The organism is Blautia sp. MSK.20.85 (assembly GCF_013317245.1).
Classification (GTDB): domain Bacteria; phylum Bacillota; class Clostridia; order Lachnospirales; family Lachnospiraceae; genus Blautia_A.
In genome coordinates this window covers 179,150-192,341 of sequence record NZ_JAAIUN010000001.1, presented here as the reverse complement: position 1 = coordinate 192,341, position 13,192 = coordinate 179,150, and the positions used below count along the sequence as shown (strand labels likewise).

Below are 13,192 nucleotides of genomic sequence, written 5' to 3'. Positions count from 1 at the left end.
TTTTCAATTCCGAAGGTTTTGTATATAATGAAGTGCGGGAACTGTCCGGCAGACGCAGATAGATCAGGTTTTGCCGGATGAAAGATAGAACAGAACAAGTCAGAAATGTGTCTGCACGGGAATTTTGCAGACGCAGGCGGGAGGATTTATGCCGGCAAAAGATATCGGAATCGATCTGGGAACCAGAAACAGTCTGGTGTTTTCTACAGGAAGGGGAATCGTTTTAAGAGAGCCTTCTGTAGTTATTTATGATAAAGATACAGAGAAGATCAGGGCAATCGGAGAGGAGGCCAGACAGATGGCCAGCCATTTAACTTCCAATATGGAAGTCATATGGCCGATCCGTGGCGGTGTGATCGTTGATTACAATGTTATGGAGAAGATGCTGAAATATTTTATTTCCCAGGCTATGGGACGAAGAGCGTTCCGTAAGCCGAGAGTCAGCATCAGTGTTCCGAGTGGTATTACAGAGATTGAGCGTAAGGCTATGGAGGAAGCAGCATATCAGTCCGGAGCCAGGGAAGTATTTCTCGTGGAAGAACCTATTGCGGCTGCGATCGGTGCGGGAGTAGATATTACCAAGCCGTTTGGAAATCTGATCGTGGATATCGGTGCGGGAACTACAGATGTGGCTGTGATATCTGTAGGCGGAGTAGTTGTTTCTGCTTCGGTGAAAGTTGCAGGTGACAATTTTAACCATGCGATCATGAATTATGTAAGAGAGAAACACAGCCTCTTTATCGGAGAGGATGCAGCAGAAAATATCAAGATCAAAATTGGAACAGCCAGTGAAGAAGCAGACCTCCGGACTATGGAAGTGAAGGGAAGAAACATTATCACAGGTCTGCCGAAGGTGGCAACGCTGACGTCAGAAGAGATCAGGACAGCGTTGAGAGAGACAACAGGACAGATCGTGGAAGCGGTTCATGGTGTTCTCGAAAAGACACCACCGGAACTGGCAGCAGATATCATGGACAGAGGAATTGTCCTGACAGGTGGAGGTGCCATGCTTCATGGCATGGATACGCTGATCGAGCAGAAAACAGGAGTAAGTACGCTGACTGTGCAGGATGCCATGCTGGTTGTAGCTGCCGGAACAGGGAAATATGCGGAGATCATGTCAAGAGTATAAATTTACACCAGATAAGGTGCTGCGACAGCAGTGCCTTTTGATGTTATTACAGTGTTCCGATAATTAATGCATCATACTCGCAGGGGTATCTTTGATGCGTTAAGCATTTGAACCGCGATGCAGATGGAGAAGAAGATGAGTGAGACAGTTACAGGATATATAGATCATGTGATATTCCGAAATGAAGATAATGGGTATACCGTTATGGTACTGAAAGGAATGGAAGAGGGACAGGAGCTGACCTGTGTAGGCACATTTCCTGCGATCACACAGGGCGTGTCAATTGAAGCTTCCGGAAATTATACAACACATCCGGTATACGGAAAACAGTTTCAGATATCCTCCTATGTGGAAAAAATGCCGGAAGATGCACTTGCGGTGGAGCGTTATCTGGGTTCCGGTGCGATCAAAGGTATCGGTGCCGCATTGGCGGCAAGAATCGTCCGGCGGTTTGGGGATGATACTATGCGGATCGTGGAAGAAGAACCGGAACGGCTGGCAGAGATCAAAGGTATCAGCGAAAAGAAAGCCATGGAGATTGCGGAACAGATGACAGAAAAGGCGGATATGCGCCGTGCCATGATCTTTTTGCAGAAATATGGGATCTCTTTGAATCTGGGAGCGAAGATATACCAGAAATACGGACAGTCGGTATATGGTGTCCTTCAGGAGAATCCATACCGTCTGGCAGAAGATATCAGCGGTGTGGGATTTCGGATCGCAGATGATATCGCATCCAGGATCGGAATCCATACAGATTCAGATTACAGAATACGGAGCGGAATGTTGTATACTCTCCTACAGGCTTCTGGGGAGGGCCACATTTATCTTCCAAAGGAAGAGCTTTTTTCCAGAGCGTCCAGGCTTCTGGGAGTAGATGTTTCTTATATGGAGAAGCACCTGATGGATATGGTCGTGGAACGGAAACTGATCCTTAAGGAAACGGAAGAGGGAACTGTCGTTTATCCCAAACGTTATTATAACCTGGAACTGGATTCTGCAAGGATGCTGTGTGAATTGAATATTCTCTGCCCTGAGGATGAATACATGATCCAGAAAAGGATTGAAAGAATTGAGAAAGAGACAGGAACCAAGCTGGATGAAATGCAGAAACAGGCAGTGATATCTGCTGCCCAGCACGGCCTGTTTATTCTGACGGGAGGCCCGGGAACAGGAAAAACAACTACCATTAACGCAATTATCCGCTATTTTGAGGAAGAAGGAGCAGAACTTCGCCTTGCAGCTCCTACGGGCCGTGCTGCCAAGAGAATGACAGAAGCTACCGGATATGAAGCACAGACGATCCATCGTCTTCTGGAACTGAATGGTATGCCGGAGGGAGAGCAGGAAGGCAGAGCTGTTCATTTTGACAGAAATTTCGAAAATCCTCTGGAAGCAGATGTGATCATTATTGATGAGATGTCTATGGTAGATATTGCGCTGATGCATTCTCTTCTTCTGGCGATAACTGCAGGAACCAGACTGATCCTGGTGGGAGATGAAAACCAACTTCCAAGTGTAGGACCAGGAAATGTTCTGAGGGATATTATCCGCAGTGGCTGTTTTTCAGTAGTGGAGCTGAAGAAGATCTTCCGGCAGGCTTCCGAGAGTGATATTGTAGTAAATGCACATAAGATCAACCGCGGAGAACAGGTTACGATCAACAATAAAAGCCGGGATTTCTTTTTCCTGAAGAGATACGATGCAGATATCATCATTCGGGTTGTGATCGCGCTGATCCAGGAGAAACTTCCACGTTATGTTGATGCGAAGCCTTATGAAATCCAGGTTTTGACTCCCATGCGTAAGGGGCTTCTTGGCGTGGAAAGACTGAATCAGATCCTTCAGCGCTATCTGAATCCGCCAGATGAGAAGAAAAAAGAAAAAGAAATCGGGCAGCGCCTTTTCCGTGAGGGAGATAAGGTGATGCAGGTGAAAAACAATTATCAGCTGGAGTGGGAAATCCTCGGAAGATATAAGATTCCGGTAGATAAAGGAGTCGGGGTATTTAACGGCGATACAGGTATCATGACGGAGATCAATGAATTTGCGGAGACCGCTACAGTGGAATTTGAGGATGGACGTCAGGCGCAATACTCCTTTAAACAGCTGGAAGAACTGGAACTTGCCTATGCAGTGACCATACATAAATCACAGGGCTCGGAATATCCTGCGGTTATTTTACCGATTCTTTCAGGTCCAAGAATGCTGATGAACCGAAATCTTTTGTATACAGCTGTGACAAGGGCACGTAAATGTGTCACAGTAGTAGGAAGTGAAAATACCTTTGCGGAAATGATCCGTAATGAGAAACAGCAGCAGAGATACAGTTCACTGGACAGGAGAATACGGGAACTGGATGAAGCTGAGATCAACTAGTACAGCTACTAGTACAGCGAATATCTGCTTGGCTGTACTATAAGGAGAGTGCTATCGGGGAGAAAGGACTTTCTTGAAAAAAACAGCTGAAATTTTTCTGAATATGCTCTATCCGAAAAAATGTCCCATGTGTCATCAGATCCTGAAACAGAAGAACAGCCTGATCTGTTCCGGGTGCGCCGGAAAGATCCGGCCAAATGTGGAACCATTGTGCAAAAAGTGTGGCCGTCCCGTAAAAACAGAAGAGGAATATTGTCAGGACTGCCGTAGGGAACAGCATTATTTTTCGGAAGGCAGAAGTATATTTTCATACGGAGAGATGTGGCGGCAGTCTCTGGTACGGTTCAAATATTACGGGTGTCGGGAATACGGAGATTTCTACGCAAAAGCCATGAGTATTTATGGAAAGAAATATCTGGAACGCTGGAGACCGCAGCTTATCGTTCCTGTTCCGCTCCACCCCAGAAAGAAAAGAAACAGAGGATTTAACCAGGCAGCGTATCTGGCAGAACGGCTCAGTGGTTTCTGCGGGATACCCTGGAGGGAGGATGTGGTACGAAAAGTACGAAATACAAGATCGCAAAAGAAACTCAATGCCGCAAAACGGCGGCAAAATCTTAAAAATGCATATCAGGTAACTGCAGATATAACTGGATTATCGGTGCTGGTGGTGGACGATGTCTATACAACGGGCAGTACCATGGATGCCATGGCACAGTGCCTTCTGGAGGCAGGTGCAAAGGAAGTTTATTTCCTTACAGTATGCGCCGGAAGGGCGTGAAAGCCCTGAAAAAACACTTTTCATAGGTAGGGAACTATGCTACAATAAATTTGATTGCAGTTAAACAGTATAGCTGCATAAAGTGCGAAATACGAACTATATATCAGGAGTTTCCTGATAAGAAAGCTTATGAGGAGTTATTTATGGTAAATGAAGAAAAGGTGAAGGTCATGAACCGCCTTGCCATGTATGAACATGGAGAAGGCAGGAAATATCTTCCGGTGAGCAGATATTACCGGAGCGATTATATCGGCCTTGCACTGATCAAAAATTTCTTTCTGGTAACCATTGGCTATGTGCTTCTGCTTGCCGGAATTGCTGCGTATTTCAGTGAATATCTTATGGATAATGTGAATAAGATCAACCTGGTCGCAGTGGGGATTTATATCATAGTCGGATATCTGGGCATGCTGATCGTGTATTCTGTGCTGACTTATATTCAGTATTCTGTGAAATATCACCGCGCCAAGAAGAGTGTGAAGGAATATTATCAGGATCTTACCAGACTGGAAAAAATCTACGGACGGGGAGAAAAGAGAACACCGGTCCGGAGAAAATCGGGAGGACATAGAAAATGACAGCTTTACTTGAGATTAAACAGAATATCAAGAGGTTTTATGGAGAATATGAAGTATATATACTGCCGGTTCTGAAGTTCGCTCTGGCATTTGTCTATTTCCTCTGGATCAACAGTAATATGGGATATATGAAGCAGCTGGATAATATATTTGTAATTCTTGTACTGGCACTGGTGTGTGCTATTTTACCTGTATCCGTGATGATGTTCATCGGATTTGCCATGATGATCGGTCATTGTTATGCGGTGGGACCGGAAGTGGCCGGATTTATGCTGGTACTGATCCTGTTTATGATGATCCTGTTTCTTCGGTTCAGCGGATCTCAGAATCTTACATTGATCCTGACACCTCTTTCTTTTGGATTCAGTGTTCCTACACTCCTTCCACTGGGAGCAGGTTTACTTGGCAGTGCGGTTTCAGCACTTCCGGCAGGATGTGGTGTGGTGATCTATTATTTTATCCGTTTTGTACATGCACAGTCCGCGGCACTCAGCGATCAGGGAACAGAAATTGCCGAGAAGCTGAAACTGCTTTCGGACGGACTGGTCCAGAACTGGGCTATGTGGATCACAGTGATTGCTTTTGTGGTTGTTGTATTACTGGTGAATCTTCTCAGAACACGCTCTTTTGACTACGCGTGGAGAATTGCGATCATTGCAGGTGGTGTGGCCTATATTCTGGTTATTCTTGCGGGAGATTTTTGCCTGGATGTGACGGTATCAATGGTTCCGATGATCATATCTACAGTAGTTTCAGTTCTGATCGGGTTTGTACTGGAATTCTTTGTCTATGGCGGAGATTACAGCAGGACAGAACGGTTGGAGTATGAAGATGATGAATATTACTACTATGTAAAAGCGGTTCCGAAAGCATCAGTGGCAACTTCAGAGAGAAGTATCAAAAAGATCAATGCGGAACCTGTACGTGAAGAAAAAAAGAAAGAAGATAAAGTAGTTTTCCGTGAAGAAAATTTTCCGGAAAGAAAAGAAACACCTGTTACACAGAAACCGGATTTTGGAAGTCCGGTGAATGAGACACCACAGAAAATTGATGAGATTGACTTTGAAAAACAGCTGGAAGAATCATTGAAAGATCTTTGATTTAACCAAACTGCGGAGCAGTTATTTGGTGTAGAGCTACGTAGCGAAGCGGATCGCGAATATCCGCTTGACATATTTTTGCTGATGGTATTTTACTCAGGATGAGCGGAAAGAAAGGAGGAGACTTATGCAGAATATACTGACAGTTCTGACCGGATATCTGGGGAAGATTTCCCTCCCGGGACTTGGGGTTATTGATATTATTGAGATTGGACTGATTTCTTTCTTTGTATATCAGTTTATGGCCTGGATCAAATTTACAAGAGCATATACATTGCTGAAGGGTATTCTGGTAGTTCTCGGTTTCATTCTGATCGCTTATATATTCAAGATGAATACGATCCTGTGGATCTTCCGCAATCTGGCCAATGTGCTGGTGATCGGTGTGATCGTAATTTTTCAGCCGGAATTGAGAAGAGCGCTGGAACAGCTGGGACAGAAAAAAATCGTATCAACCATCATTCCATTTGACAGTGGAAAGGAAGTCAAGGAACGCTTTAACGACAAGACGATCAATGAACTGGTTAAGGCATGTTTTGATATGGGTGAGGTTAAAACCGGTGCACTGATCGTTATCGAAGAAGAAATCCGTCTGGATGAGTATATACGTACCGGTATTAATATTGACGGAATTCTCACCAGTCAGCTCCTGATCAATATTTTTGAGCATAATACACCGCTCCATGACGGAGCAGTGATCGTGCGTGGCAATCGAGTCGTTGCGGCAACCTGTTATCTTCCGCTTTCTGATAATATGGAACTGAGCAAACAGCTGGGAACCAGACATCGTGCAGGCGTGGGAATCAGTGAAGCGACGGATTCTGTTACCATCATTGTTTCCGAGGAAACGGGGCAGGTATCGGTTGCTCAGGGAGGAGAACTTTCCAGAGGCCTTAACAGCAAGCAGCTTCGGGAAATACTTGTAGCAGTACAGAATAAAAAGGTAGTTGACAACAGCAAACTGAGAAATCTGCTGAAAGGGAGAGTGAAACATGAAGAAAAATCTGACTAAGAACATCCCTTTAAAGATCATGTCCGTGATCGTAGGTATTCTGGTATGGCTGATCGTGGTAAATGTTGACGATCCTATCATTACAAAGGGGTTTGTGATCTCCGATGTGCAGATCATTAATGAGGCTTATGTGGATCAGCTTGGACAGATGGTCATGCAGGATGACAGTGAAAATACAGTGCGTGTTTATATTACAGGTGAGCGGAAGACAGTCAACCGTCTCACCTCAAGTGATATTAAGGCAGTAGCAGATCTGCAGCAGGCGCAGTCTACAGACACGGATCCGGTCATGATTCCAATTACGGCCACCTGTGCAGGAGTACTTCCGGAGAATATCCGGGTATCTCCGCAGAATCTCAGCGTACACCTTGAGAAAAAGGTTACCAAAGAATTTGCCATTAATGTAAGCAGCGGTGACAGTAAGCCGGCACAGGGCCTGGAGATTGCATCACTTACTGCCAATCCGGAGAAAGTCAGAGTTACAGGGCCGGAATCACTGGTTGGTAAAATAGATAGTGTGAGTGTGGACGTAAGTTCCAAGATTGACGGGATCGATCAGGACACAACGATCACCGGAGCGGAACTGACGATCACCGACAAGAATCAGGATACCCTTTCATCGAATTCCATGAGTTATCTGAAGTTTGATAATAACGGAAAAGTAAATGTTACGGCAAAACTCTGGAAAGTACGTTCCGATATACGTATCAGTGCAGGATACACTGGAGAACCGGCGGAAGGCTACGTTGTAGACAGTGTTACAACAGTGCCGGAAACGTTCAGTGTTGCCGGCAGTGAGGAAGCATTGAACAGTTTGAAACTTCAGGGAAATACCATATATCTTGATAACGAGAATGTAGATATTTCAGGTAAGAGCAATGATGTGGAGAAGAAAGTAAATCTTGCAGAGCTTCTTCCGGATGGTCTGAAGCTGACAACAGGATCCAGTACGGATCTTTGGATTACGGTTAATATCCTGCCTGAAGGCAGTAAAATATACAATTTCCCGACGGAGGATATTAAGGTAAAAGGCCTGCCTGATAATCTGCAGCTGGCGTTTGAGGTTGCGGATGTAGAATTAAAAGTACAGGCAGAGGATGGCGATCTCTCGGGCTTTAATCTGAAATCGATAAGTGCGACTCTTTCCATGGATGACTGGGAAGAAGGCAGCTATGAAGTGCCGATCAAGATCAGTCTTCCGGATGGTTATAAGCTTCTGGAGGATGTGACTGCTGAGATCAAAATTTCCAAAGTTTCTAATGTTGACAGTGGAAACAGCCAGTAACATATGAGTAAAAGCATGTAAGGGAGACATAGGAATGTTAAGTTATAAGGTAACGGTCAGGAACCCGTCAGGGCTTCATCTCCGTCCCGCAGGACTTTTATGTGGCGAAGCGATCAAATATAAATCTTCTGTTACATTTCAGTACGATGGAGGCACAGCAAATGCCAAAAGCGTATTAAGTGTACTGGGGGCCTGTGTAAAAAGCGGAGATGAGATCACACTGATCTGCGATGGTGAGGATGAACAGGCGGCAATAGATGCGCTTGCATCACTTATCGAAAGTGGATTGGGCGAGTGATACCGTACAAATATATTAATTCATTAACACAGCAGCATGAGCAGGAGGGATTATTGTGAAGAGAAGAGTTGTGGCAATCATGCTCAGCCTTACACTGTGCATGGGTGGTACTCTGGAAGCCGGAGCGACGGCTTTGAGCAGCCCGGATGTGCAGACAGCAGAGGCAGGCACTGGCTCAGAAGACAGCTTCAGTGATGAAGTCGGAGATGAGCAGCAATCGCAGACGGATGAAGACAACGACAGTACAGATGAAGTGGTAGTGCCGGAGAATCCGATTGAGACACCGGATATCACCGAGACACCGGACATTACTGAGACACCGGATATTACCGAGACACCGGATGTTACTGAAGCACCGGCGGAAGATCCGGCAGATGACTTTAATGCGGGAGATGTGGCTGAGCTGGAAGATCCATCTGTGAACAGTGCGGATGCGCAGAAAAATACAGTGGATGCAGGTAGTGCAGATGCGGCATCTGCAACTGCAACCGGAGCAGAGATCGTAAACGGTGTAGTCGTTGCCAAGGAAAACGATTGGGTCAGAGAGGGGGATTTCTATAAGCTCCGTAAGAAGACAGCACCGGAGAGCACTGCATCCGAGGCAAAGGCAGCTGAGAATCCGTCTGAAATCCAGACAGACAGCAGTGATTCCGGGGATAATGCAGGAGAGATAACTGAAGATACAGCAGATACTGTCGAAACACCGGAGGTATCTGAAGATACAGCAGATACGCAGAGTGCAGAACAGCAGGATGAGGCTCAGAATACAGAAACAGAAGTGGCAGAACCTGCATCAGCAGATGAGAACACAGACAGCGCTTCCGGTGATCTGGACCTGGAGAATGAGGACGCAGCAGAAGCCTCCAGTACAGAAGATGCCGCAGAAACAACTGCTAAATATAGCTATTTTACAGCACAGGATGGTCTTCTGAAAATCAAGACCAATGGTCATACAGGATATTATCTGTTTAATGAGGATGGATATCTGGTGACAGGAAGAATGTCACGGGAACCTGGAACACCGGGATATGCAGGAACACAGAAGGTGGAATGGTATTTCCTCGAAAAGGATAAAGCAACTCTGTATTCCGGATATGAGAATGCTGCGATCACCCCATGGACTTCCAACCTTGGTCAGCAGCAGAAGAACTACTGGCTGTGGACAGGAAAAACTTTCCGTTTTTATGATGCAGAGGGAAGCTATAAATCTGTAACTGATCTGAATCTCTATGGAAAGATCAAAAAGATCGGAAATGATTACTATACACTGGCAAGTAATGGCGCACCACGTAAAGGTACAATAAAGCTGAAAGCAGGTTCTACTACCTATGAATATTATTTTCAGCCGGCTTCCAAGGAAGGCGATATTCCTGGAAAACTTTTCTATGGTGGATGGACTTATGTGGTGAACAGTAAAGGTGAGAAACGTTTCATTTACTGCAGCCCGAAGACAGCTACACGTGGACAGATCATGAAACATGGTGTTTATGTATCTATGGTAATGTCCAAGAAATATCTGTACATGCTGAATTCCAGTGGCTATGTAATGAAGAGTACAATGGCGAAGGCTAAGAATCAGGACAATGCCTATTATGTCACAGACAGCCATGGTCGTGTATTGAAAAATAAACTTGTCAGATATAAAGGCGCCAGATATTATTTTGGCGGCAACGGAAGAAGAGCTACATGGACAAATTGCTGGCGTAACTGTGCGGGAGCATCAAACAGAATCTATTATTTTGGAAGCACCCCGGGAAAAGTTGTTGAGAAAAAAGGCTGGCAGAAAGTTCTCAACGCAAAGAAGCAGTTTTATGGATGGTTTTACTTTGACAGCAACGGAAATCACTATCAGAATAAAATGCTGACAGTAAAGAGCTCCGGAAGAAGTTATTATTTTAACAGCAAGGGAAAGCTTGCAAGTGGTAAAACAAAGATCGGTAATAAATATTACTTCTTTGCTACGTCCAATTCCAGTACACACAGAGGCTGGATGTATAAGAACACTCTGATTCGTTATCGGAATCAGTGGTATTATGCAGCTTCCAATGGTGTCCTGAAAAAAAGCGGCTGGAAGAAAGTAGGTAAATACTGGTATTATCTGCAGAATTACACAGTTGTAACCAATAAAAACATAAAACGAGGTTCTGTAAACGGTTATCTGGACAGCCAGGGACGTTTTTCAACAGGCTGGGTGATCTACAGTGACTATTATGATCAGGTAAGATATATCGATCCGGACAGTGGTTCCAAATATCTGACCAATACAAGACGCTGGATTGACGGTAAACTGTATTACTTTGATAAGAACGGATTCCGCCGCAATGACCTTACTTCCATCTACAGAGGACCATATTATCTGGAAGTGGATAAGACCAATGGTGTTATGACTGTTTATACAAGTTCCAATAAAACGATTCCGGTTAAGACGATCCGTGTTTCTGTAGGTCTTCCTGAAACACCTACATGGGATGGTACATACAGACTGTCCCGCAGCTTAAGATGGCAGCCTCTGATGGGACCATCCTGGGGACAGTATGGAACACATGTTGATGGCTGCGGACAGGGAGGAATTTTCATTCACTCTGTAGCCGGTTCCACAAAAAGCGTATACAACCTTCCGTCATGGGAATACCTGAAACTTGGTAATCCGGCATCTCACGGATGTATCCGTACCTGTGTAGCGGATGCAAAATGGGTATATGAGAACTGCAATGGAGCAACGATCCATATTTACAGCAGTGGTAAATACAGCAATACTGAGTCCTTCAAGGGACCGTTAGGCCGCAGACCACTGGCTACATTCCGTGGCAATGGAAGTTTTGATCCGACAGACCCGGAAGTTCCGTGATCTGGAAACAGAAGAGAATATTATTAACAGAAAGTACAAATGAAAGACTGGTGTCAGCCAATAAGGCTGGCACCGGTCTTTTTCCAAATATGGGTTTACTTTCCATTTAACAGTCAGTATAATAAAATTTAGGCAAAAATAAACATGGACAACAATATGGGGAAAGGGAGAAAAATGAAAAACTGGAAAAGATGGCTAGCAGCCGGCTGTATGGCGGCGTTGCTGGGAATAGGAACAATGGGGACTACAGTAATGGCCATGGGCGGCGGTGGAGTCGACCGCAGTGAGGCTGTTGCAGAAGAAGAGAAAGTGCCGGGGGCCAGGGCAACCAGCTCAACAGCAAGCTCAAAGGCATGGAAGAAGCTCAACGGAGTCTGCTATAACGGAAGCGGACAGAAGCTGGAAGGGGCTATTACAAGAGGAATTGATGTTTCAGAGTGGCAGGATACTATCGACTGGAGCAAGGTTAAGAAGTCCAATGTAGATTTTGCGTTTGTAAGAATTTCCTACGGACTGAATCATATAGATATGAAATATGATTACAATATGAAACAGGCCGAAAAGGTAGGAATGCCTGTTGGAACTTATATATACAGCCTTGCCACAACAACACAGCAGGCGATGAAAGAAGCACAGCTTGCTATCAAAAAAATGAATGGTTATAAGGTTTCCTATCCCGTGGTATATGACATTGAGTATGAGAAGATGAGAAGCCTTTCTTCCACACAGATCGCAAACCTTGCCAAGGCTTTCTGCAATGAGGTTAAAAAAGCAGGATATTATCCGATGATCTACTGTAATACAGACTGGTATGACAATAAGCTGGACTGGAGTAAAATGACCGGCTACGATGTCTGGCTGGCACGATATGGTGACACGATCCTTGCACCGAACAAAAAGAACTATAAATATACGATCTGGCAGGCTACAGATGGTGATGGTGGCGGATATCTGAAGAGTACGAAAGGACTGGTTTCCGGAATTCCGTCATATTCTACAGTAGACATTGATTTCGGCTATGTAGATTATACAAAGATCATTACACCAAGGTGGAGAGCCGTAACCAGCTATAAAGCATCCACCAAACCAGACACCTCCAATGGAAAAACCGGCTGGGTTACTGAAAATGGAAAGAAATTTTATTATGTAAATGGTGTTAAGAAAACCGGCTGGATCGAAGTCGGCGGCAAAAAGTACTACATCGACAAAACACTTGGAATGTATAAGAGCAAGCTGCTCAGAGACTCCAAGAATGTGGTCCGTTATGTGGACAGAAATGGAGTTCTCGTAAAGAATCGGTGGATAACTGTCAGCGGCAAGAAGTATTATTTTGATCAATATGGACATGCCTTAAAGGGAAGAAAGAAAGTAGGGCAGAATTATTATTATTTCCAGACGAAATATGGCTATATGATGAAACATGTGAGATACATGGACAGTAAGGACGATCTCTATTACTTTGGCGGCGATGGAATCATGGTAAAGAGCGTATTCTATACATGGAGCGGAAATAACGAAAGCCATACCTATTATTTTACTGCAAGTGGAAGAGCATGCAGATCCTGGCTGAGACATGACGGAAAGAAATATTATTTTGATCCGGAGACTGCGATCATGTACAAAAACTGTACGATCAAGATCAATGGAAAGAGTTATACTTTTGATGCAAACGGTGTATACATAACAGCGGCTGCAGCAAATAAACGTAAATAAATAAAAAACGGCAGTTACCGGCTGTACTGAAAAGCATAAGAGTTTTCGGATACAGCAGGCAATTGC

Annotated in this window: 10 protein-coding genes; all 10 read left to right on the top strand. The window is 44.6% G+C overall.

Going from position 1 to position 13,192, the window contains the following annotated elements:
• Positions 1 to 148 precede the first annotated feature (148 nt).
• Complete coding sequence (locus tag G5B12_RS00800; RefSeq protein WP_021976741.1) at positions 149 to 1,132, top strand: rod shape-determining protein; 984 nt, start codon at positions 149 to 151, stop codon at positions 1,130 to 1,132.
• 135 nt (positions 1,133 to 1,267) lie between these two features.
• Positions 1,268 to 3,511, top strand: coding sequence for an SF1B family DNA helicase RecD2 (gene recD2 / locus G5B12_RS00795; RefSeq protein WP_021976740.1), 2,244 nt, complete (start codon positions 1,268 to 1,270; stop codon positions 3,509 to 3,511).
• Positions 3,512 to 3,584: 73 nt separating this feature from the next.
• Positions 3,585 to 4,292 carry a ComF family protein gene (locus tag G5B12_RS00790; protein ID WP_021976739.1) on the top strand — a complete coding sequence of 236 codons (708 nt, stop codon included), beginning with the start codon at positions 3,585 to 3,587 and terminating at the stop codon, positions 4,290 to 4,292.
• A 143-nt stretch (positions 4,293 to 4,435) separates the two neighbouring features.
• Positions 4,436 to 4,870 carry a hypothetical protein gene (locus tag G5B12_RS00785; RefSeq protein WP_021976738.1) on the top strand — a complete coding sequence of 145 codons (435 nt, stop codon included), beginning with the start codon at positions 4,436 to 4,438 and terminating at the stop codon, positions 4,868 to 4,870.
• Positions 4,867 to 5,970, top strand: a complete 1,104-nt coding sequence (locus G5B12_RS00780) for a hypothetical protein (RefSeq protein WP_021976737.1) — start codon at positions 4,867 to 4,869, stop codon at positions 5,968 to 5,970. Before G5B12_RS00785 ends, G5B12_RS00780 begins: the two co-directional genes overlap by 4 nt.
• Before the next feature lie 127 nt (positions 5,971 to 6,097).
• Entirely contained in the window at positions 6,098 to 6,982 is an 885-nt protein-coding gene (gene cdaA, locus G5B12_RS00775; RefSeq protein WP_174087572.1) for a diadenylate cyclase CdaA, read from the top strand.
• Positions 6,963 to 8,267: a CdaR family protein gene (locus G5B12_RS00770; RefSeq protein ID WP_174087571.1), complete on the top strand. Its 1,305-nt coding sequence runs from the start codon at positions 6,963 to 6,965 to the stop codon at positions 8,265 to 8,267. Before cdaA ends, G5B12_RS00770 begins: the two co-directional genes overlap by 20 nt.
• Positions 8,268 to 8,301: 34 nt before the next feature.
• Positions 8,302 to 8,565 (top strand): HPr family phosphocarrier protein, encoded by a 264-nt coding sequence (locus tag G5B12_RS00765; protein ID WP_118062024.1) that lies wholly within the window; start codon positions 8,302 to 8,304, stop codon positions 8,563 to 8,565.
• A gap of 55 nt (positions 8,566 to 8,620) precedes the next feature.
• Positions 8,621 to 11,413: a L,D-transpeptidase family protein gene (locus G5B12_RS17955; RefSeq protein ID WP_174087570.1), complete on the top strand. Its 2,793-nt coding sequence runs from the start codon at positions 8,621 to 8,623 to the stop codon at positions 11,411 to 11,413.
• A gap of 174 nt (positions 11,414 to 11,587) precedes the next feature.
• Complete coding sequence (locus tag G5B12_RS00755) at positions 11,588 to 13,126, top strand: GH25 family lysozyme (RefSeq protein WP_174087569.1); 1,539 nt, start codon at positions 11,588 to 11,590, stop codon at positions 13,124 to 13,126.
• Positions 13,127 to 13,192: the final 66 nt, after the last annotated feature.